Below are 21,870 nucleotides of genomic sequence, written 5' to 3'. Positions count from 1 at the left end.
CACCGCTACGCCGACTTCTCGTGCCTGCCGTCGTCGTTCTTCCCGATCGTCCGCGGCTCGCGCGGGACCAGGGTCGGGTTGACGTTGTTGCGGACCACGCCAGCCGTGATGACGACCCGGGCGACGTCCTTGCGGGACGGCACCTCGTACATCACCGACTGGAGGACCTCCTCCATGATCGCGCGCAGACCGCGTGCGCCGGTCTGGCGCAGGATCGCCTGGTCCGCGATGGCCTCCAGCGCCTCGCGCTCGAAGTCCAGCTCCACACCGTCGAGTTCGAACAGCCGCTGGTACTGCTTCACCAGGGCGTTGCGCGGCTCGATGAGGATCTGGAGCAGGGCCTCGCGGTCCAGGTTGTGGACCGAGGTCAGGACCGGGAGGCGGCCGATGAACTCGGGGATCATCCCGAACTTCACCAGATCCTCCGGCATGACCTCCTGGAACTGGTCGCTCGCCTGGATCTCCAGCTTGGAGCGGATCGTGGCGCCGAAACCGATGCCCTTGGCGCCGGCCCTGGACTCGATGATCTTCTCCAGGCCGGAGAACGCGCCGCCCACGATGAACAGCACGTTCGTCGTGTCGATCTGGATGAACTCCTGGTGCGGGTGCTTCCGGCCGCCCTGCGGCGGTACGGAGGCGGTGGTGCCCTCCAGGATCTTCAGCAGAGCCTGCTGGACGCCCTCGCCGGAGACATCGCGGGTGATCGACGGGTTCTCGCTCTTGCGGGCGACCTTGTCGATCTCGTCGATGTAGATGATCCCGGTCTCGGCCTTCTTGACGTCGTAGTCGGCCGCCTGGATCAGCTTCAGCAGGATGTTCTCGACGTCCTCACCGACATAGCCGGCCTCCGTCAGCGCCGTCGCGTCCGCGATGGCGAACGGGACGTTGAGCATCCGGGCCAGTGTCTGCGCGAGGAGGGTCTTGCCCGAGCCCGTGGGGCCCAGCAGCAGGATGTTGGACTTGGCGAGTTCGATCGCGTCGTCACGGCTCGCCCCGCCGCCGTTCTCGCCCGCCTGAACCCGCTTGTAGTGGTTGTACACAGCGACCGAGAGAGCCTTCTTCGCGGGCTCCTGGCCTACGACGTACCCCTCAAGGAACTCGTAGATCTCGCGCGGCTTGGGAAGTTCCTCCCACCGCACCTCGGAGGTCTCCGCGAGCTCCTCCTCGATGATCTCGTTGCAGAGATCAATGCACTCGTCGCAGATGTACACACCGGGTCCCGCGATGAGCTTCTTCACCTGCTTCTGGCTCTTTCCGCAGAACGAGCACTTGAGCAGGTCGCCGCCATCACCGATGCGTGCCACGAGGTGCTTCCCCTTCGCCTGGGAGACGCCTGGTTCAGCGCCTCCTGGTGCCTCTATCCGACGGTACCTTGCCTGGGCCCCCGTTCGGGCCCCCCTTGGCACGGTTCACACGGCCGGGGCCGGGTGACCCTGCCGTACCAAGGGGTAAAGGCCGACGTCAGGCGGCCGCTCCGGCCGCGCTCTTGCGGGTCGCGACGATCTGGTCGACCAGGCCGTAGGCCAGGGCGTCATCGGCGGTCAGGATCTTGTCCCGCTCGATGTCGTCGCGGATCTTCTCGATCGGCGTGGTGGAGTGCTTGGCCAGCAGCTCCTCCAGCTGGGTCCGCATCCGCAGGATCTCGTTGGCCGCGATCTCCAGGTCGGAGAGCTGCTCACGGCCGGTCTGCGAGGACGGCTGGTGGATCAGAATACGCGCGTTCGGCAGAGCCAGGCGCTTGCCCGGGGTACCGGCGGCGAGCAGCACGGCCGCGGCGGAGGCCGCCTGGCCCATGCAGACCGTCTGGATGTCCGGCTTCACGAACTGCATCGTGTCGTAGATCGCGGTGAGCGCGGTGAACGAGCCGCCGGGGCTGTTGATGTAGATCGAGATGTCCCGGTCGGGGTCCATCGACTCCAGGCACAGCAGCTGCGCCATGACGTCGTTGGCGGAGGCGTCGTCGATCTGCACCCCGAGGAAGATCACGCGCTCCTCGAAGAGCTTCGCGTACGGGTCGTACTCACGCACGCCCTGCGAGGTGCGCTCCACGAAGCGCGGGACGATGTAGCGGTTGTCCACCTGCGGGCCGGTGTAGAGGCCGCTCGCGGAGGCGCCGGAGAAGTTGTTCATGTGGGTGTTCACCATCCTGGTGGCGTTCTGTGGCTGGGTGTCTCGGCGTACGAGAGAAAAGCGGTGCGCTGCGGTGCGGTCCGGCGTCGGCCGGATCAGGCGCCGGTGCCGCCGCCGCCCGGAACGCCCGACGCGATCGTGATGATCTCGTCGATGAGGCCGTAGTCCTTGGCCTCCTCCGCGGTGTACCAGCGGTCGCGGTCGCCGTCGCGGATGATCGTCTCCACGGTCTGGCCGGAGTGGCGGGCGGTGATCTCCGCCATCCGCTGCTTGGTGCGCAGCAGGTACTGGGCCTGGATCTTGATGTCCGAGGCCGTACCGCCGATGCCGGCCGAACCCTGGTGCATGAGGATGTCGGTGTTCGGGAGCGCGAAGCGCTTGCCGGCGGTGCCGCCGGTGAGCAGGAACTGGCCCATCGAGGCCGCCATGCCCATACCGATGGTGACCACGTCGTTGGGGATGTACTGCATGGTGTCGTACACCGCCATACCGGCCGTCACCGAACCGCCGGGGCTGTTGATGTAGAGGTAGATGTCCTTGTCCGGGTCCGCGGCAAGGAGGAGCAGCTGCGCGGTGATCTTGTTGGCGATGTCATCGTCGACCTGCTGACCGAGGAAGATGATGCGCTCGCCGAGCAGTCGGCTGTAGACCTGGTCACCGAGGCCTCCACCGAGGGACGGCTCTCCGGCGGCGTAGGGCATCAGATTCGTCACGTATCCACCTGCTCGTCTCTGACGGCTCCGGCCGTCTCAGCGTCTTCGTACCGGGTGGGCCGGGACTCCCCGACCCTTCCTATTCATGGACCCTAACGCGCAGGTGGGACAACGCCATCCCGCTTCCGCAACTGTTCGCTGGGAGCGCAAGGTCCGCAGTGCGCACACGGGTTGTAGGGCCGTGCGCCGATACGACGACGGGCTCCGGACGCGACTGCGTCCGGAGCCCGTCGTACGGGTTCAGCGCGAGGCTCAGGCCTCGGTCTTCGCCTCGTCGGCGTCGGTGGTGCCCTCGGCGGCCTCGGTCGCCTCGGTGGCCTCCTCCGTCACGTCCTCGTCGTCCTCAAGGTCGACGGGCTCACCGTTGGTGTCGACGACCTTGGCGGCCTCGACGACCACGGCCAGCGCCTTGCCCCGGGCGACCTCGCCGACGAGCATCGGCACCTGGCCGCCCTCGACGACGGCCTGGGCGAACTGGTCGGGGCTCATGCCGGAGGACTGCGCGCGCCGCATGAGGTGCTCGGTGAGCTCCTCCTGGTTCACGTTCAGCTTCTCCTTGTTGACGAGCTCGTCAAGGATGAACTGGGTCTTGATGCCCTTGACTGCCTGCTCCGAGGTCTCCGCCTCGAACTCCTCAAGGGTCTTGCCCTGGATCTCCAGGTACTTCTCCAGGTCGAGACCCATCTGGCCGAGCTGGTGGTGCTCCAGGTTGTGCTTGCGGGTCTGGACCTCGTCCGCGAGCAGCTTCTCGGGGATCGGGACCTCGGCGAGCTTCAGGAGCTCCTCCAGGACCCGCTCCTGGGCCTGGGTGGCCTGGTCGTACTGCTTGGTGCTCTCCAGCCGCTTGCGGCTGTCGGCCTTGAGCTCGTCGAGGGTGTCGAACTCGCTCGCCATCTGGGCGAACTCGTCGTCCAGCTCGGGAAGCTCACGGGCGGCGACCGCGGTGACCTTGACGGTGACCTCGGCCTCCTTGCCCTCGGCGGAGCCGCCCTTCAGCTCGGAGGTGAAGGTGGCCTCGCCACCCGCCTCCAGGCCGGTCACGGCGCCGTCGATGCCTTCGAGGAGCTCGCCGGAACCGATGGTGTACGAGACACCCTCGGCCACGCCGTCCTCCAGGACCTCGCCCTCGACCTTGGCGGTCAGGTCGATGGTCACGACGTCGCCGTCGGCGGCGGCGCGCTCGACGGGGCTGGTCGAGGCGAAGCGCTCGCGGAGCTGCTCCACGGCCTTCTCGATGTCCTCGTCGCTGATCTCAAGGGCGTCGACGGTGACCTCGATGCCGGAGTAGTCCGGAATCTCGATCTCGGGGCGTACGTCAACCTCGGCGGTGAAGGCCAGCAGTTCGCCGTCCTTCAGCTCCGTGATGTCGACCTCCGGCTGGCCGAGGACGTTGAGCTCTCCCTCGTTGACGGCCTCGGTGTAGAACTTCGGAAGGGCGTCGTTGACGGCCTCCTCCAGCACAGCACCACGGCCGAACCGCTGGTCGATGACCCGGTTGGGGATCTTGCCCTTGCGGAACCCCTTCACCGTGACCTGCTGGTTGATCTTCTTGTACGCCGCGTCGAGGCTGTCCTTGAGCTCCTCGAAGGGCACCTCAATGCTGAGCCGAACCCGGGTCGGGTTCAGGGTCTCCACGGCGCTCTTCACGGTTCGGTCTCCTTGTGGCTGACTTCTTGGGGTTCTGCTCCACCGCACACGAGGCGGCTTCGCGGACCGAGCCCGGTACATCAGACACACGGGCACGCATTTTGCATAGTAACGGCAAGGTGGAGAACTCCCACAATGCGATCTTGCCGGTGGTCGGGGTGGCCGGATTCGAACCGACGACCTTCCGCTCCCAAAGCGGACGCGCTACCAAGCTGCGCCACACCCCGTCGGTGCGACACGTAGGGTACATGGAGACCGGCAGTGCATCGGCCGCTTTTCCGGAGGCGTCGCCCGACGCGACACCGGGTGCGGGATCGGGTGTGCGGGCAGCGCCCTCGACCCGCTACGATGCTTCTCGTGCCGCGGTCCCGGTGACCTGCGGTGCGGTGCATGCGGGCGTAGCTCAATGGTAGAGCCCTAGTCTTCCAAACTAGCTACGCGGGTTCGATTCCCGTCGCCCGCTCCATGGCTCGGGCCCGGCCCGGCGTCATCCTCTCGGATGGCCGCCGGACCGGGCCCTTCGCGTTCCCCCTGCGCGTTCATCGCGCACCTTCCCCGCGCGCGTCCCGGGCCGGGGTAGGGCCCGGGACGCGCGTCCGGGGTCAGAAGCTGATCTGGTTGATGCTCTGCGCTATCGAGTCCATGAACTTCTGGATCGACGGCGCCATGCCGGTCGATGCCAGGAAGAAGCCGAAGAGCACCGCGACGACCGCGGGTCCGGCCTTGATGGACCCGCCTCGGATCAGGACCACCAGGATGATCGCCAAAAGAAGCACCACAGACAGTGAAATGGCCACGACTGATCACACCCTCGGTCGGTCCGCCTTGCCGGCCCGGAAGCGTGCGGCCGTGCACGCCTCCGTTTGCGTCCATCGTGCCACCAACTCCCCTGTGGTCGCCGCCGTCTGACGTAGCGACCAGTCGGTATCGCGCCATCTTGCGCCGGTTGCACACCCGTTCACAGCCTCCGCACCCGGCCGCCGGTCCAGTGGTGGCACGGCAGAGGCGGAGGGTGCGCGTGATAATGATCCGATGAACGGAAATGATCTGCGACGGCGATCGTTTCCTTATCCACACACTTCATCCACATGCAATTCCCGGCGCCGAATGCGACGTAATTCACCGCGCCCAACTGCCCACCCGTATGCACCATTTAAGGAGGATTAACCAGCCCATAACGGGCAAAAAACAGGGGTTTGCCTTTTGGTCGACTGGGCACACGCGATATCCGATGGCAGTTTTACGAAATGCAATCGAGACGTCTAGGGTGTTTGAGATGTTCCACGCTCCGAACGTATTCCAGAGGGCCCCGCTCCCCCCGGCGACCCGGGAGTCGGAGCCCAGACGCCGAGCGCCGGGCCAGGCTCCGGACGCACCCACCGCGGTGGCCGTGGCGGAACGGCCCGCGCAGGCCCCGCCCGCGAAGAAGCGTGACGCCTACTTCGACAACGCCAAGTACCTCGCCATCGTGCTGGTCGCGGTGGCGCACTCATGGGTACCGGTCATGGAGGGCAGCCGGGCGGCCCGCGCGGCGTACATGGTCACGTACACCTTCCACATGCCGGCCTTCATCATCATTTCCGGCTACTTCTCACGTTCGTTCAGCCTGACCCCCGCCAAGGTGAAACGCCTGGTGACGGGGGTCGCCGTGCCGTACATCGTGTTCGAGACGGCGTACTCGCTGTTCCGGCGGTACGCGAGCGGCTCGTCAGACGGGGCGATCAGCCTGCTGGAGCCCTGGTACCTCACCTGGTTCCTGGTCGCGCTGTTCATCTGGCGGCTCACCACGCCGATCTGGCAGAACCTGCGCCACCCGCTGGCCGTGTCGCTCGTGATCGCGGTCCTCGCCTCGCTCGCCCCCAGCATCGGCGACGACCTCGACCTGCCGCGCGTCCTGCAGTTCCTGCCGTTCTTCGTGCTCGGGCTCCAGCTCAAGCCCGAGCACTTCCGGCTGATCAAGCGCCGCGAGGTGCGGCTGCTGGCCCTGCCGCTGTTCGCCGGTGCGGCGGTCTTCGCCTACTGGGCGGCGCCCCGGATGCAGCTGGGCTGGTTCCTGCGCGACTCCAGCGCCCAGGAGATGGACGCGCCGTGGTGGTCGGGCGCGGTGATGACCCTCGCCCTGTTCGGCTGCGCGACGCTGCTCACCGTCGGGTTCCTGGCGTGGGTGCCGCGCCGCCACATGTGGTTCACGGTCCTGGGTGCCGGCACGATCTGCGGCTATCTGCTGCACGGGTTCCTGGTGAAGGGCGCCGACTACTCGGGCCTCTTCGACCACAACGACTGGCTGATCTCGCCCACCGGGCTGGTGCTCGTCACCGTGGCCGCCTCGGTCGGGGTGACGCTGCTGTGCACGCCTCCGGTGCGACGGGTCATGCGCTGTGTGACCGAACCGGACATGAACTGGGCGTTCCGGCGGGACGCCGCCAAGATCTGAGACGTCGGGATTGAGCCAACACGGCGGAGCCGGACCCGGGCGGGTCCGGCTCCGCCGTGTTGGCTCAATCCCGACGTTCGGTGGGTGATTCCGGGGCGGTGAGTCCGAGCAGGCTCCGCACCTGCGCATACTTCGCGGCCAGCCGGGTACGGGTCGCCGGGTCCAGGACCGCGAGGCGGGCCGGGTCCGCGTTGTGCGCGAGGTCGGACTCCTTGACCAGCAGTGCGCCCGGGGTCTCCCGGATGCGGCGGGCGTACGCCGGAAGCTCCTCGCCCGCCCGCTTGCTGACCGCCAGGACCATGTCCTTGACCTGCTGCGGCAGCGCGGCATCCGCCAGCCAGCGCTCGGACAGCGCGTCGTCCTCGACCGCGTCGTGCAGCCAGGCGGCGGCGATCTGCTCGTCACTGCCGCCCCCGGCCCGTACACCCGCCGCGACGGCCGCGAGGTGTTCGGCGTACGGGCGTCCCGCCTTGTCCCGCTGGCCCTCGTGGGCCGCACGGGCGATGCGCTCGACTTCGGCCAGGGTCAGGTGTGCGCGGGGTGCCGTCATGGCCCGACTCTACGGCCGGGCCGCGGCCCTGCTCAGGGCGGCGCGGGCGGGCACCAGTGCGGCGGCGAGGCCGAGGCCGACCGTGGCGGCCAGGAACGATCCGTACAACGCGGGCGGGATGTACGGGGATTCGCCGGTCAGGCCCCGCATCATCGGGATGAGCGTGGCCAGCGCGATGGCCGTGCCGAGCGCGGCCCCGGCCACGGTGACCAGCAGGGCCTCCCAGCGGATCATGCCCATGATCTGGCGGCGGGTGGAGCCGACGAGCCGGAGCATGGTCAGCTCCCTGCGGCGGTCCAGGACGGTCATCACCAGCGTGTTGACCGCCGCGACGGCGGCGAACCCGCCGAGGACCGCGGCCATCACGGTGTTGGCCCAGGCGTTCAGCTCGCGGTCCCGGCTCCGCGCGGTGGCGTAGCCGGAGGGGTCTGTGACGGTGCCGAGTGCGGCGAGCCGCTCCGCGCCCGCCGGGGTCGCCCGTACGAATACGTCGGAGGCGTACGGCGAGGTGACGTGGGTCCGCAGATCGGCGGAGGGGAGGGTGACGAGGGCGGCGCCCAGGCCTCTTCCGTAGACCGCGACGATCTTCGGCGAGGCCTTGGTGCCGTCCGGCAGGCGCAGCGCGAGGCGGTCGCCGGTGTGCGCCTTCGCCGAACTGGCGAGCGTGGTGTCGATGGCTACGGTGCCAGGGGCCAGGGCGTCGAGTGATCCGGTGCGGACGTCGAGGTCCTGGACGGCGGCGAGTTCGCGGCCGGAGCCGATGACTCCCTGCGCCGGGGCGTTCTCCAGCCAGGTGTCCCCGCCCGATCCTCCGGGGACCAGCACGGAGGTGCGGAGCAGTCCGACGGCGGTGGAGACGCCGGGGGTGGCGGCGGCGCGCTCGGTGGCGTCGGAGGCGAGGCCGGCCGGCGCGGAGACGATGTGGTCCGCGGTGAAGGCGTCGCGCTGCTGGTGCTCGGTCGCCCGGTCCTCGCTGGTGTGCATGAAGACGAGCGTCGAGGAGAAGGCCATGGCGAGCACGATCGGAGTGATCGCGGAGGCCATCCGCCGTGAGTTGGCATGGGAGTTGGCCGCGGCCAGGGAGGCGGAGGCGCCGCCGGCCCGCAGCGGGAGGCCGAGGACCGAGGCGCAGATCCGGGCGATCAGCGGGCCGAGCAGTCCGACCGCGAGCATGAAGAGCATGACCACACCGAGTGCGGCGTTGGCCGCGTCGTCGCCGGTCTGTGAGGCGGCGATGCCCGCGAAGACGCCGCCACCGGCCAGCGCGGCGATCCCCAGGGGCGTGCGGATCCAGCCGAACGGCGGGCGTTCCACGGCGGACTGGGCGAGCGCGAGGCCCGGCTTCGTCTTCGACGGGCGGCGCGCGGCGGCGTATCCGGCGCTCAGCGCGGTGAACATCGCGGCGGCGACGGCGATCGTCAGCGGCAGCCAGGAGATCCGCAGCCCGACGGCGTCCGGGACGGCGCCCTTCGCCTTGAGCTGCCCGAACCACCAGGCGGCCAGGGCGATTCCGGGCAGCCAGCCGAGCGCACCGGCGAGCGGTGCGACGAGCAGGGATTCGGTGGCGATGCTGCGGCGCAGCTGGCGCGGGGTGGCCCCGATCGCGCGCAGCAGGGCGAATTCGCGGCTGCGCTGGCCGACGGAGAGGGCGACCGTACCGGCTGCGGTGAAGACGGCGACCATGGTGGCGACGCCGCCGAAGGAGCCGCCGAGCCCGATGAGGAGCTCCCTGGCGTCCGCGAGGCCCGGGTCCTCGACCGCGCCCCGGTCGTCGCCGGTGCTGACCTTGACGCCCTTCGGGTGGCCGAGGGCGTCGGAGACCTGGCGGGCGAGGGCGGCCGGGTCGGCGGCGAGTACGGCGATGGCGTCGACCCGGCCGGGGTGGCCGGAGAGCGCCACGGCCTCGCGGTCCGTGAACCAGACGGTGGCGTCGGCGTCGGTGGTGCCGGAGACCCGGAACTCCTTCGGGCCCGCCGGGGTGTCCAGCGTGACGCGGTCACCGGTCCGGGCCCCGGCGTGGCCGGCCGGGACGACGACCTCGCCGGTACGCGGCGCGTCACCGGACGCGAGCCGGGTGCCGGTGAGCGCGGCGGATCCCCAGCCGTGCGCGGTGAGGGGCGCGGAGCCTTGGCGCACCGGGGAGCCGACGCCGTGGGTCGCGGAGCGAACGCCGTGGGGCGTCGAGCCGGACCCGTCGGGCGTCGAGCCGGTCCCGTCGGTCACGGAGCCGGCCCCGTCGGGCGTCGAACCGGTCCCATCGGCCGCGGAGCCAACACCGTCGGGCGTCGAGCCGGACCCGTGGACCGCGGAGCCAACGCCGTCGGGCGTCGAACCGGCCCGGTCGGCCTCGGAGCCGTCGGTCGTCGAGCCAACGCCGTCGGCCGCGGAGCCGGGCCCCTCGTGCGCGGCGCCCAGGCGCACCGGGTAGCCGACGTCACCGATCGCGGCCGTGGCGCCGGGGGCGGCGGCGGCCCTGGCGACCAGGGTGTCGGACAGCCGGGCGGTGTCCGGCAGCGCGCTGGACTCCTCGTGCCGGTCGTCCCCGCTGCCGACGGTCAGCCGGGCCTGCTGGTCCGCGGCGACGATCACCGGCGCCTTCGCGTAGCGGTCGGGCGGTACGGACGCGCGCAGGCCGGTCTCCAGCAGGATGCCGCAGGCGGAGACGATGGCCGCGGCCAGCAGGAGGGCGACGAAGGTGCCCGCGAAGGACGCGGGTTTGAAGCGTACGGCCGCGCGGGCAAGGCCGTTAGGGACGAACATCAGACGGCGGCCCTTGCGTAGTCGGGGGCGGTCAGTGCGGTCATCCGGGCGGCGATCCGGGCGGCGCCCGCGCGGGGCAGCCGGTCCGCGATCTCACCGTCGGCGAGGAAGAGCACGTGGTCCGCGTAGGCGGCGGCCGCCGGGTCGTGGGTGACCATCACGACGGTCGCGCCGAGGGTGTCGACCGCGTGCCGCAGCAGCTGGAGGATCTCGGCGGCTGCGGCGCAGTTCGGTGAGCTTGTTCTCGCTCATGCCGGTGATCTCCGTGCCGCCGAGGCTGACCGATCCCGCGGTGGGCCGGTCGAGCCCGGCCGCGCACTGGAGGAACGTCGACTTGCCGGAGCCGGAGGGGCCCATCACCGCGGTGAAGCTGCCCCTCGGCAGGGCGAGGTCGATGCCGCGCAGGGCGTGGACGGCCGATCCGCCCCTGCCGTACTGCCTGCGGACACCGCGCAGTTCGACGGCCGGGTCCGCGGGGACGGGCCCCGCGTAGGTGTGCGCCGTGCGGGCCTCACGTGCCGCCCGCCCGCTCTCCTGCGCTCCCCGCCTGGTGCGCCGAAGCCCCATGGTGTCAGCCTTCCGTAGCCATCCGTGATCGATACCTCGAACGTACGGATCCGTACGGGCCCGGACCATGACGGCGGCTGGCGGATCGGGGGTGGGGAAAACCCCAGGGCGCTCGGTCGGGAGAGCGGGTCGGAGGCCCGGTGGACGCCCGTCGGGAGGCCTGTCGGGACGCCCGTCGGGACGCCCGGTGAGGGTGGTCATACTTGCAACGTCAATCATTCGGTAAACTAATTACTGACGATTCCTTGACGTTCTCTTGACCAAGCGAAGGACTGGGCTCATCGGACACGCAGACACGCTCATCGCCATGGGCGGCGCCTTCCTCGCCGCCGCCGTTCTCGCCCGCGTCGGCAGCCGCATCGGGCTGCCGACCATCCCCCTGTTCATCCTGGCCGGGATCCTGCTCGGCCCGCACACCCCCGGCATCGTCCTGGTCGCGGACCCGCACGATCTGGAGATGCTCTCCGCGCTCGGCCTGGTGCTGCTGCTCTTCTACCTCGGCCTGGAGTTCCACCTCGACGACCTCAAGGCGGGCGGGCGCCGGATGGCGCTCGCGGGCGGCGCCTATCTCGCCCTGAACGTCGGCGCCGGGCTCGGCTTCGGCTTCGCGCTGGGCTGGGGCACGTCGGAGGCGCTGGTGCTGGCCGGGGTGCTCGGCATCTCGTCGTCGGCCATCGTCACCAAGGTCCTGGTCGACCTGGGCCGGATCGGCAATCCGGAGACCAAGCCGATCCTCGGCATCATCGTCGTGGAGGACGTGTTCCTCGCGCTGTACCTGGCCGCCCTCCAGCCCATCCTCTCGGGCGCCGACAGCCTCGCGGCGGCGGCGGTCGACGGCGGAAAGGCCTTCGGCTTCCTGCTCGCGCTGGCCCTGGCCGCCCGGTTCGGCACCAGGCTCATCAGCAAGCTGATCAACACCAGGGACGACGAACTCCTCGTCATCTCCTTCCTCGGCGCGGCGGTCCTGGTGGCCGGCATCTCGGAGTGGTTCGGGGTCGCGGACGCCATCGGCGCCTTCATGGTGGGCCTGATGCTCGGCAGCACGTCCTCCGGCGAGCGCATCCTCAGACTGGTCCACCCGCTGCGGGACGCCTTCGGTGCGATCTTCTTCTTCGCCTTCGGTCTCTCCATCAACCCCGGTGATCTGCCGGTCGTGCTGTGGGCGGTGCTGGCCGCCGTCGCGGTGACCCTCGCCATGAACGTCCTCGCGGGGATCGCCACCGCCAAGCTGTACGGGTTCGGCCCGCAGGCCACGGCGAACATCTCCACCACCCTCGTGGCGCGCGGCGAGTTCGCGCTGATCCTCGCCACGATGGCGGCGGGCGCCGGACTCGACGAGCGGCTCGCGCCGTTCATCGCCGGATACGTGCTCGTCCTCGCGGTGCTGGCGCCGCTGGTGGCCGGACGTTCGCACTGGCTGGCCGGAATCCTTCCGGGCGGGCGCGACAGCGCACTCGCCCCGATCCGGTGACGAGCCGGAAGCCGTTGACGTACGCCCGGTTCAGGCCGGTTGCATACGGTTCAGGACTTGCGTGACAGCAGGAGCAGTGCCCGGTCGTCGTTGACGTCCTTGGCACACGCCTCGATGAGGTGCCAGGCGGCACCCTCGAAGCCCGTCGAGACATAGCGGTCGGCCTCGCCGGTCAGCCGGTCGATGCCCTCCGCCATGTCCCGTTCGGACGTCTCCACCAGTCCGTCGGTGAACAGCATCAGTACGTCCCCGGGGGCCAGCGAGCCCTTCACGGCGTCGAACTGCGCCCCGTCGTACACCCCGAGCAGGGGTCCCTCCGCGGCCATCTCCTCCCACCGGCCGCTGCCCGCGTGCAACTGGAGGGCGGGCGGATGGCCGGCCGAGAGGAGTTCGTAGTCGCCGGATTCGAGGTCCAGGACCAGATGGATCGAGGTCGCGAAACCCTCGTCCCAGTCCTGGCGCAGCAGATAGCCGTTGGCCGCGGGCAGGAAGCCGTGCGGCGGCAGCGATCCGAGGAGCCCGCCGAACGCGCCGGACAGCAGCAGAGCGCGGGAGCCCGCGTCCATGCCCTTGCCGGAGACGTCGGTGAGTACGGCCTCCAGGGTGCGGCCGCCGTTGGTACGGGCCGCGACGACGAAGTCACCGGAGAAGGACTGCCCGCCCGCCGGGCGCAGCGACATCTCCCGGTGCCAGCCCTGCGGGAGCCGGGGCAGCGCGCTCTGCACCCGGATGCGTTCGCGCAGGTCGAAGAGCATGGTGCCGCCGCGCCGCCACGGCACGCCGACCCTGGCCCTGAACTGGGCGAGCACCAGCCCGAAGAAGCCGCAGGCCGCGACCGTCAGCACGGTTCCCGGGGTGACCCCGACCGCGCCGTCCGTGAACGGGCCGAGCCGCACCGACTCGACGATCAGGGCAGCGGCGGCCGCCGCGTACAGGCCGAGCAGGCTGGCGGGGCGCAGCACCAGGCCGCCCGCGACGATCGGCAGGACGAGCGCGGTCGGTGAACACCACACCGGGTTCAGCAGGGTGCCGCAGGTGATGGCGGGGATGACCAGCAACAGGGCGGCCAAGGCGATCCAGTCGGAGCCGTCGCCGCGGAAGTAGTCGACGCCGGATCTGCGCAGCGTGCTGCGCACCCGGTGCACCGATTTCCGCAATCGGGCCGGGTAGGTCTCTGCTCCTGCGCGTCGGGCCATTGCGGGGACTTTATCCACCCGGCGGCCTCCGGTGCAGGGGGACCCCTGTGACAATGCGTTCGGAATCGGGTCGCCTGTCCGCCGAGCCCCTGGTAGGCATGCCATATGACTACAGAGCTTCGCGTGTTGCGGCCGTCCGAATGGAACGAATGGTTCGAGTCCCTGGAGCTCGCCTTCGGAGGGGTCGCCGAACCGCCGGAGGAGCGTGAGCTCTACGAGTCGCTGACCGAGCACGAGCGCTCGCTCGGGGTCTGGGACGGCCCCGATGTCGTCGCCACGTCCGGGGCGTTCAGCTTCCGGCTGGCCGTTCCGGGCGGCGCGCTGGTGCCGGCCGCGGGCGTGACGATGGTCAGCGTCGCGGCCACCCATCGCAGGCGCGGACTGCTGACCTCGATGATGCGCCGTCAGCTCGACGACGTGCGGGCACTGGGTGAGCCGCTCGCCGTGCTCACGGCGTCGGAGCCGGCGATCTACGGCCGGTACGGGTACGGGGCGGCGACCCGCCGGATGTCCCTGACGATCGACACGGACCGGGTGCGGCTGAACGTCCCCGAGGGCACGGACGGGGTGCGGCTGCGGCACGCGAAGAAGGACGAGGCGGTCGGGGCCTGCGAGAGCGTGTACGCGCGTCTGGTGCCGGGCCGCCCCGGCACCCCGGCCCACGCTCCGGGCTGGGAGCGCAAGTCGCTCGTCGATCCGGCGAGTTCGCGGGAGGGCGGCTCCGCCCTGCAGTGCGTGCTGGCCGAGCGGGACGGCGAGGTGGTGGGTTACACCACGTACCACATCAAACCGGACTGGGACACGGCCGGGCCCAAGGGCCGGATCGTCGTGAGCGACCTGGCGGCGCTGGATCCGGCGGGGTACGCGGCGCTGTGGCGGTTCCTCTTCGGGATCGACCTGACGTCGACCGTCGAGGCGCGGAACCGGCCGGTGGACGACGCGGTGCTGCACCTGGTCTCTGACGTGCGGCGGTGCGGGATCCAGGTCCGGGACTCGCTCCATGTGCGGCTGGTGAACGTGGGCGCGGCGCTGGAGGCCCGGAGCTACCGGTCGCCGGTGGACGTGGTGTTCGAGGTCGAGGACGCGTTCTGCCCCTGGAACGCGGGGCGTTGGCGGCTGACGGCCGACGCGAAGGGCGGCGCGTCGTGCAAGCGCACGGAGGAGGCGGCGGATCTGGCACTGTCCGTACGGGAGTTGGGGACGGCGTACCTGGGCGGCGAATCGCTGGGCGCGCTGGCCCTGGCCGGGCGGGTGCGGGAGGTGCGGGCGGGAGCGTTGGCGGAGGCGTCCTCCGCGTTCCTGTCCGACGTGGCGCCGTGGCTGCCCCGGGGGTTCTAGCCTGCCGGGCGCGTCCGGCGGCACGCGTTCAGCGGAGCTGGCAGGTCGGGCACCAGAACAGGTTCCGGGCCGACAGCTCCGCCGCCCGGATCTCCGTGCCGCAGACGTGGCAGGACTGGCGCGCCCGCCGGTAGACGTACACCTCGCCGCCGTGGTCGTCCACCCTCGGCGCCCGGCCCATCGCCTCCGGCAGGTGCTCGGGACGGACCGTGTCGATGCGGTTGTTGCGCACGCCCTCGCGCATCAGCTCACCCAGGTCCGTCCAGATCGCGTCCCACTCGCGGCGGGTGAGGTCCCGGCCGGCACGGTACGGGTCGATGCCGTGCCGGAACAGCACCTCCGCGCGGTACACGTTGCCGACGCCCGCGATGACCTTCTGGTCCATCAGCAGGGCGGCCACGGTGATCCGGCTCCGGGAGATCCGCTGCCAGGCGCGCTCGCCGTCCTCGTCGGAGCGCAGCGGGTCGGGGCCGAGCCGGTCGTGTATCGACTGCTTCTCGGCGTCGGTGATCAGCGCACACGTGGTGGGGCCGCGCAGGTCCGCGTGGTGCTCGTCGTTCAGGAGGCGGAGCCGGACCGTGTCCGTGGGCGGCGGGGCCGGCGCCGTGCCGAATCCGAGCTTGCCGAACAGGCCGAGGTGGATGTGGACCCAGCCGGTTCCCTCGAAGCCGAGGAAGAGGTGCTTGCCGTGCGCGTCCGTGCCTTCGAGCACCCGGCCGTCGAGCAGCGCGGCGCTGTCGGAGAACTTGCCCTGCGGGCTGCTCACCCGCACCGGCCGGCCGGCGAACCTGTCCCGATGGTCGTCCGCGAGGCGGTGGATCGTGTGGCCCTCGGGCACGGCGGCGGCGCTCCTGGGTGAGGCGGTGGTACGGACATGGCTGTGCCGCCGGGGCTCCGGCGGCACAGCGGGAGGCGTGCGGCGGTCAGCCCTGCTGCGGGTGGTGGGCCGGGACCGGGGGGAGCTCGCCGGTGTTCTCGTACGCCGTGAGCATCGCGATGCGGCGGCTGTGCCGCTCCTCGCCGGAGTACGGAGTGGCGAGGAAGATCTCGACGAACTTCGTGCACTCCTCCTCGGTGTGCATCCGGCCGCCGATGGAGATCACGTTGGCGTCGTTGTGCTCGCGGCCCAGCGCGGCGGTCTGCTCGCTCCAGGCGAGTGCGGCGCGGACGCCCTTGACCTTGTTCGCGGCCATCTGCTCGCCGTTGCCGGAGCCGCCGATGACGATCCCGAGGCTGTCGGGGTCGGCGGCCGTCTTCTCGGCGGCACGCAGGCAGAACGGCGGATAGTCGTCCTGGGCGTCGTAGATGTGGGGACCGCAGTCGACGGCCTCGTGGCCCTGGGCCTTGAGCCACTCGACGAGGTGGTTCTTGAGTTCGTAACCGGCATGGTCGGATCCGAGGTACACGCGCATGGGAGGAGTGTGGCACGAGCTTCGCCGGGTAACCGACGACGGGGTGCGGTGTGGCCCTGATGTGCGGACCCTGTGCGTGCGAAGCCGCTGAAGCGATGATCGTGTCAACGATGCGGATGCGGGGGTTCCGATTTCGGGGTTCGCCGGGCTTCAATGCAACGCTCGCCGCTCACCACCGTGCCGCGGCGGGCATGCACCGAGTGATCCGAAAACGTGAGGATTCGATCCATGACGTCGCAGACGACTCTGGCCGGACCGGGCCAACAGCCCGAGGGGCCGGACCGGGCGGGCCCCGGGGACGGGCTACAGGCCGGCCTCAAGAACCGGCACCTCTCGATGATCGCCATCGGCGGCGTGATCGGCGCGGGCCTCTTCGTGGGGTCGGGCGCGGGCATCGCCGCCGCCGGACCCGCCATCCTGCTGTCGTACGCGCTGGTCGGCCTGATGGTCGTCTTCGTGATGCGGATGCTCGGGGAGATGGCCGCCGCCCGTCCCGCGTCGGGCTCCTTCTCCGCCTACGCCGACCAGGCCCTGGGCCGCTGGGCCGGTTTCTCGATCGGCTGGCTCTACTGGTTCTTCTGGGTCGTGGTGCTCGCCGTCGAGGCCACGGCGGGTGCCAAGATCCTGGAGAACTGGGTGCCGGGCGTCCCGCAGTGGGCCTGGGCGCTGATCGTGATGCTGGTGCTGACCGCGACGAACCTGGTCTCGGTCGGCTCGTACGGAGAGTTCGAGTTCTGGTTCGCCGGGATCAAGGTCGTCGCGATCGGCGCCTTCGTGATCGTCGGGCTGCTCGCCGTCTTCGGCGTACTGCCGGGTTCGGACAACGCCGGCTCGGGGCTGGTCCATCTCACCGACACCGGCGGCTTCTTCCCCAAGGGGCCCGGCGCCATCCTCACCGGGGTGCTGATGGTGGTCTTCTCCTTCATGGGCAGCGAGATCGTGACGCTGGCGGCCGGTGAGTCGGAGAACCCGCAGCGCGCCGTCCAGAAGGCCACCAACAGCGTGATCTGGCGGATCGCCGTCTTCTACCTGGGCTCGATCTTCGTCGTGCTGACCCTGCTGCCGTGGAACGACGCCTCGATCATGGAGAAGGGCAGCTACGTCGCCGCACTCGACTCGATCGGCATCCCGCACGCCGGACAGGTGATGGACGTCATCGTGCTGACGGCCGTGCTGTCCTGCCTCAACTCCGGCCTCTACACGGCCTCCCGGATGGCCTTCTCGCTCGGCGGCCGCGGTGACGCCCCGAAGGCGTTCGCCCGGACCAACAAGCGGGGCGTGCCGCAGGCGGCCATCCTGTCCTCCGTCGTGTTCGGCTTCGTCGCCGTCTTCTTCAACTACCAGTGGCCGGATACCGTCTTCGCGTTCCTGCTGAACTCCTCGGGCGCGGTCGCCCTGTTCGTCTGGCTGGTCATCTGCTTCACCCAGCTGCGGATGCGCGGCATCATCCTGCGCGAGTCGCCCGAGAAGCTGGTCGTACGGATGTGGCTCTTCCCGTACCTGACCTGGGCGACCATCGCGATGATCTCGTTCGTGCTGGTCTACATGCTGACCGATGACGCGGGACGCGAGCAGGTGCTGCTCTCGCTGCTGGTCGCGGTCCTGGTGGTGGCGTTCTCGCTGGTACGCGAGGCGCTCGGGCGCCGCAACGGCACCCCGGCCGGGAAGTCCGCCGAATGAGCCCCGTACGCATGCCTATACCTGACGGAAACTGTCAGGTATAGCGGGGAGGCTCTCCTTCGTAAGCATCGAGTGCGCAAGCCATCGAGCGAGCGAGTGGAGAGCCTCCGCCATGACTGCCGTCCCGTCCGGTTTCCAGACCGGTTTCCCCGTCCGCCCGGACCTCGTCGTCGAGGCCGCCGGGGCGGATGACGTACGTGACGCCGTGGCCCGCGCCGCCTCCGGCGGGCTCCGGGTCGCCGTCCACGCCACCGGGCACGGACTGGCGGGCCCGGTGGAGGGCGGGGTCCTGATCGACACCCGCCGGATGGACTCCGTAACGATCGACCCGGTGCGCCGCACCGCCGCCATCGGGGCCGGCACCACCTGGGGGCAGGTGGTCGAGGCGGCCGCACCGCACGGGCTGGCCCCGCTGAACGGCTCCGCGCCCGGCGTGGGCGCCGTCTCCTACACGCTGGGCGGCGGGCTGGGCATCCTGGGCCGGGAGTTCGGGTACGCCGCCGACCAGGTGCGCTCACTCGACGTGGTGACGGGCGACGGAGTGCTCCGCCATGTCACCGCGGCGGACGAGCCGGAACTGTTCTGGGGGCTGCGCGGCGGCGGGCACCGGCTGGGCGTGGTGACGGGCCTGGAGACCGGGCTCGTCCCGGTGGACCGGCTGTACGGCGGCTCGATCGCCTTCGACGGGGACGGCGGGGCGGGCGCCGAGGTGCTCCGGCGCTATCCGGAGTGGACCCGGACCCTGCCCGACGCGCTGACGTCGTCGGTGGCCGCACTCGTGTACCCCGATGTGCCGCAGGTGCCGGAGGCGTTGCGGGGCCGGTACGTCGTCTCCGTACGCGTGGCGTACACCGGGAGCGCGGCCGGGGGTGAGCGCCTCGTCGCGCCGCTGCGGGCGATCGGGCCCGTGCTCACGGACTCGCTGCGGGAGATGCCGTACACCGACAGCCCCAGCATTCACAACGATCCGCCGTTCCCGCACGCGTACTACGGGGACGGGCTGATGCTGAGCGGACTGGATCCGGAGCGCGCGGCGCGGGTGCTGGAGCTGACCGGCCGCGAGGCCCCGATGATGACCGTGGTCCAGCTCAACCACCTGGGCGGCGCCCTGGCCACCGCCCCGGCGGCGGGGAACGCGGTGCCGTACCGGGAGGCCGGGTTCCTGCTCCGGCTGCTGTCACCGCTGGACGGTACGGACGTGGCCGCCGTCCGGGCCCTGTACGAGGAGGTGGCCGGGGTCCTCGCACCGCTCGTCGTGGGCCGGTCGCTGAACTTCTCCTTCGGCGGCGGGGACCGTACGGACGGGTTCCACGAACCCCGGACACGCGAGAGGCTCGCCGGTCTGGTGTCGCGTCACGACCCGGCGAGCCTCTTCGGTGGGGCGTACGGCGTCAGCCGCGACGGCCGATGAGCTTCCAGGACGCGGGCAGCGCGCCCATCGCGAGCGCCGCCTTCAGCGCGTCGCCGAGCAGGAACGGCGTCAGGCCGGCCGCGATCGCGGCACTCGCCGACATGCCGGTGGACAGCGCCAGGTAGGGCACGCCGACCGAGTAGATGATGGCCGAGCCGAGCACCATGGTGCCCGCCGTGCGCAGCACCGAGCGGTCGCCGCCGCGGCGGGCCAGGCCGCCCACCACGGTCGCGGCGAGCAGCATGCCGAGCACGTAGCCGAAGGAGGCGCCGCCGGGGCCGGAGCTGCCGGCCGAGAACCACGGCATGCCCGCCATGCCGACGAGCGCGTACACGGCGAGCGCGAGGAAGCCGCGGCGGGCCCCGAGCGCGGTGCCGACCAGGAGCGCGGCGAAGGTCTGGCCGGTGACCGGGACCGGCGAGCCGGGGACCGGCACGGCGATCTGCGCGGCTATGCCGGTGAGCGCGGCGCCGCCGAGCACCAGGGCGGTGTCCACGGCGTAGCGGTGCCGGGCGGCGGGCAGCAGGTCGGCGAGGACCGCTCCGGTACGGACGGGGGCGGCGGCAGCAGTACTCATCGGGACTCCGCGTGGTGAGGGCAGGTGGGTGGAGGGCTGAAGCCTGACGCTATCCGACGGAGCAACGCTCGATCACCATCAGCGGCCCACAAAGCGGCGGTTGAGGCCTTGGTGGGATTCACACAAAGCGCGGCACACAATCACCCCTGGACGTGATGCTCATCACGGAGGTCGGAGCGGATCAACTGCTCACCGGCGGGGAGGTGCGAGGGGAGCCGACTGTCGACTCCCTCTAAACAGCGGACCCGTGACGGAGCCTCGGCACCGGGCCGCTCCCCGCTGCGCGGTGCACGCCCTGTGTGAGCATGGTGCCCGTATAGCGGACGTCCGTTCCGCCTGAGCGGGGCACACGTCCAGACTGGTCACCCGTCCCCTGTCTCACCGACCGAACAGAGTTCGTCCATGCCCCGGACCACCGTGCCTCCCCCCACCGGCACCCCGGCCGCCCCTTCCGGCCACGGAACCGACTCGGCCCTCACCCACGGGCTCAAGCAGCGCCATCTGTCGATGATCGCCCTCGGCGGCGTCATCGGCGCCGGACTGTTCGTCGGCTCCGGCGCGGGTATCGCCGCGGCCGGCCCCTCGATCGTCATCGCCTACGCCTGCTCCGGGCTGCTGGTCATGCTCGTGATGCGGATGCTCGGCGAGATGTCGGCGGCCAATCCGGCGTCCGGCTCCTTCTCCGTGCACGCCGAGCGGGCGATCGGCCCGTGGGCGGGGTTCACGGCGGGCTGGGCGTTCTGGGTGCTGCTCTGCGTCGCCGTCGGCCTCGAAGGGATCGGTGCGGCGAAGATCGTCACCGGCTGGCTGCCCGGAACGCCGGAGTGGGCCTGGGTGGCCCTGTTCATGGTGGTGTTCCTGGGGACGAACCTGGCCTCTGTGACGAAGTTCGGCGAGTTCGAGTTCTGGTTCGCCGCGCTCAAGGTCGTCGCGATCACGCTGTTCCTGGTGCTGGGCGTGCTGGCGATCCTGGGCGTGCTCCCGGACACGGACGCGCCGGGCACCGCCAACCTCAGCGGCGAGGGCGGCTTCCTGCCGAACGGCTCAGAGGGGCTGGTCATCGGGCTGCTCGCCTCCGTCTTCGCGTACGGCGGTCTGGAGACCGTCACGATCGCCGCGGCCGAGTCGGAGAACCCGGTGCGGGGCGTCGCGAAGGCCGCGCGGACGGCGATGTGGCGGATCGCGCTCTTCTACGTCGGCTCGATGGCGGTCATCGTCACGCTGGTCCCGTGGGACGACCCGAAGGTCGTCTCGGTCGGCCCCTTCTACGCGGCTCTGGACCACCTCGGCATCAGCGGTGCCGCGGAGATCATGAACGTGGTCATCCTGGTGGCGCTGCTCTCCGCGATGAACGCCAACATCTACGGCGCCTCGCGCATGGCCTGCTCGCTGGTGGCCCGGGGGCAGGGCCCGAAGCGGCTCGGCCGGATCTCGTCCGGTGTGCCGCGCGGCGCGGTGCTGGTCTCCTCCGTGTTCGGCTTCCTGTGCGTGCTGCTGAGCTACTGGCGGCCCGACGACGTCTTCCCCTGGCTGCTCAATATGACCGGGGCGGTGATCCTGGTCGTCTGGATCTTCATCGCCGTCTCGCAGCTGATCCTGCGGGCCCGGCTGGAGCGCGAGGAGCCGCAGAAGCTGGTGGTCCGGATGTGGCTGTTCCCGGGTCTCACGGTCGCGGCCCTGCTCGCCATGGCCGGCATCTTCGTCCTGATGCTCCGCCAGCCCGACACGCGGGACCAGCTGCTGGCGACGGGCGCGCTGACGGCGGTCCTGATCGTCATCGGCTTCGTACGCCAGCGCCGCGCGGCGGCCTCGCCCCCGACGGCGGACGCGTAGCCCGACGCGCGACCCGGTACACGATGCGCCGGGCGGGCCGGATCACTCCGGCCCGCCCGGCGCTTCCGTATGCCCGGAAGGGTCCGCGGGCGACCTGAGTCCTACGCCGAAGGGCTGATCATCCCTCAGCCACTCCTGCTGTTAGCCTGCT

General features: G+C 70.6%; 17 protein-coding genes, 2 tRNA genes and 1 pseudogene. 7 read left to right on the top strand and 13 right to left on the bottom strand.

From position 1 onward, the window contains the following. Positions 1–5: 5 nt before the first annotated feature. The 5 genes from clpX to RLT59_RS26465 all read right to left on the bottom strand — a co-directional run bounded on the left by clpX (position 6) and on the right by RLT59_RS26465 (position 4,717). Positions 6–1,304, bottom strand: a complete 1,299-nt coding sequence (gene clpX, locus RLT59_RS26485) for an ATP-dependent Clp protease ATP-binding subunit ClpX (RefSeq protein WP_311305709.1) — start codon at positions 1,302–1,304, stop codon at positions 6–8. Positions 1,305–1,461: 157 nt separating this feature from the next. Further along, the gene (locus RLT59_RS26480) at positions 1,462–2,145 is read right to left on the bottom strand and encodes an ATP-dependent Clp protease proteolytic subunit (protein WP_024492986.1); all 684 of its coding nucleotides are present in this window, start codon (positions 2,143–2,145) and stop codon (positions 1,462–1,464) included. 80 nt (positions 2,146–2,225) lie between these two features. Then, positions 2,226–2,831 carry an ATP-dependent Clp protease proteolytic subunit gene (locus RLT59_RS26475; protein WP_164494417.1) on the bottom strand — a complete coding sequence of 202 codons (606 nt, stop codon included), beginning with the start codon at positions 2,829–2,831 and terminating at the stop codon, positions 2,226–2,228. A gap of 264 nt (positions 2,832–3,095) precedes the next feature. After that, positions 3,096–4,490, bottom strand: coding sequence for a trigger factor (tig, locus tag RLT59_RS26470; protein ID WP_311305708.1), 1,395 nt, complete (start codon positions 4,488–4,490; stop codon positions 3,096–3,098). Between the two features lie 150 nt (positions 4,491–4,640). Beyond that, positions 4,641–4,717, bottom strand: a tRNA-Pro gene (locus tag RLT59_RS26465). Positions 4,718–4,882: 165 nt separating this feature from the next. Here RLT59_RS26465 and RLT59_RS26460 point away from each other — a divergent pair. Continuing rightward, positions 4,883–4,956: transfer RNA gene (locus RLT59_RS26460), tRNA-Gly, on the top strand. Between the two features lie 136 nt (positions 4,957–5,092). Here the strand turns inward: RLT59_RS26460 and RLT59_RS26455 are convergent. Continuing rightward, the gene (locus RLT59_RS26455; RefSeq protein WP_145763503.1) at positions 5,093–5,287 is read right to left on the bottom strand and encodes a hypothetical protein; all 195 of its coding nucleotides are present in this window, start codon (positions 5,285–5,287) and stop codon (positions 5,093–5,095) included. A 479-nt stretch (positions 5,288–5,766) separates the two neighbouring features. Between RLT59_RS26455 and RLT59_RS26450 the strand changes: the two genes are divergently transcribed. Continuing rightward, positions 5,767–6,924: an acyltransferase family protein gene (locus RLT59_RS26450; protein WP_311305707.1), complete on the top strand. Its 1,158-nt coding sequence runs from the start codon at positions 5,767–5,769 to the stop codon at positions 6,922–6,924. A gap of 64 nt (positions 6,925–6,988) precedes the next feature. Here the strand turns inward: RLT59_RS26450 and RLT59_RS26445 are convergent, their stop codons facing one another. From RLT59_RS26445 to RLT59_RS26435, 3 genes and pseudogenes are all read right to left on the bottom strand, one after another. Continuing rightward, positions 6,989–7,474: an HD domain-containing protein gene (locus RLT59_RS26445; RefSeq protein WP_311305706.1), complete on the bottom strand. Its 486-nt coding sequence runs from the start codon at positions 7,472–7,474 to the stop codon at positions 6,989–6,991. 9 nt (positions 7,475–7,483) lie between these two features. Continuing rightward, complete coding sequence (locus tag RLT59_RS26440; protein WP_311305705.1) at positions 7,484–10,234, bottom strand: ABC transporter permease; 2,751 nt, start codon at positions 10,232–10,234, stop codon at positions 7,484–7,486. Further along, a pseudogene (locus tag RLT59_RS26435) lies at positions 10,234–10,801 on the bottom strand (ATP-binding cassette domain-containing protein). The gene RLT59_RS26440 and the pseudogene RLT59_RS26435 overlap by 1 nt, the downstream one beginning before the upstream one ends. A gap of 307 nt (positions 10,802–11,108) precedes the next feature. On the opposite strand from RLT59_RS26435, the gene RLT59_RS26430 reads away from it, so the two are divergent. Beyond that, entirely contained in the window at positions 11,109–12,272 is a 1,164-nt protein-coding gene (locus RLT59_RS26430) for a cation:proton antiporter (protein ID WP_311305704.1), read from the top strand. Positions 12,273–12,322: 50 nt separating this feature from the next. On the opposite strand, the gene RLT59_RS26425 is transcribed toward RLT59_RS26430, so the two are convergent. Further along, positions 12,323–13,468 carry a SpoIIE family protein phosphatase gene (locus RLT59_RS26425; RefSeq protein WP_311305703.1) on the bottom strand — a complete coding sequence of 382 codons (1,146 nt, stop codon included), beginning with the start codon at positions 13,466–13,468 and terminating at the stop codon, positions 12,323–12,325. A 105-nt stretch (positions 13,469–13,573) separates the two neighbouring features. On the opposite strand from RLT59_RS26425, the gene RLT59_RS26420 reads away from it, so the two are divergent. After that, on the top strand, positions 13,574–14,806 hold the full coding sequence (locus RLT59_RS26420) for a GNAT family N-acetyltransferase (RefSeq protein WP_311305702.1): 1,233 nt from the start codon (positions 13,574–13,576) through the stop codon (positions 14,804–14,806). Positions 14,807–14,834: 28 nt separating this feature from the next. Here the strand turns inward: RLT59_RS26420 and RLT59_RS26415 are convergent, their stop codons facing one another. Then, on the bottom strand, positions 14,835–15,644 hold the full coding sequence (locus RLT59_RS26415; protein WP_311307866.1) for an Fpg/Nei family DNA glycosylase: 810 nt from the start codon (positions 15,642–15,644) through the stop codon (positions 14,835–14,837). Positions 15,645–15,729: 85 nt separating this feature from the next. Next, the gene (locus tag RLT59_RS26410; protein WP_073739017.1) at positions 15,730–16,218 is read right to left on the bottom strand and encodes a ribose-5-phosphate isomerase; all 489 of its coding nucleotides are present in this window, start codon (positions 16,216–16,218) and stop codon (positions 15,730–15,732) included. 228 nt (positions 16,219–16,446) lie between these two features. Between RLT59_RS26410 and RLT59_RS26405 the strand changes: the two genes are divergently transcribed. Continuing rightward, entirely contained in the window at positions 16,447–17,898 is a 1,452-nt protein-coding gene (locus tag RLT59_RS26405; protein WP_311305701.1) for an amino acid permease, read from the top strand. Positions 17,899–18,010: 112 nt separating this feature from the next. Beyond that, entirely contained in the window at positions 18,011–19,309 is a 1,299-nt protein-coding gene (locus RLT59_RS26400) for an FAD-binding oxidoreductase (RefSeq protein ID WP_311305700.1), read from the top strand. Here the strand turns inward: RLT59_RS26400 and RLT59_RS26395 are convergent. Beyond that, a complete protein-coding gene (locus RLT59_RS26395) occupies positions 19,290–19,886 on the bottom strand; it encodes a biotin transporter BioY (protein ID WP_073739014.1) in 597 nt (198 codons plus the stop codon). The two genes, RLT59_RS26400 and RLT59_RS26395, sit on opposite strands and share 20 nt — an antisense overlap. Before the next feature lie 402 nt (positions 19,887–20,288). Between RLT59_RS26395 and RLT59_RS26390 the strand changes: the two genes are divergently transcribed. Further along, positions 20,289–21,719: an amino acid permease gene (locus RLT59_RS26390; protein WP_311305699.1), complete on the top strand. Its 1,431-nt coding sequence runs from the start codon at positions 20,289–20,291 to the stop codon at positions 21,717–21,719. The last annotated feature ends 151 nt before the right edge of the window (positions 21,720–21,870 follow it).

Origin of the sequence: Streptomyces sp. ITFR-6, from assembly GCF_031844725.1 — a bacterium.
Lineage (GTDB): Bacteria > Actinomycetota > Actinomycetes > Streptomycetales > Streptomycetaceae > Streptomyces.
Note: the sequence above shows the minus strand (reverse complement) of the source record. Positions and strands in the feature narration are given on the sequence as shown.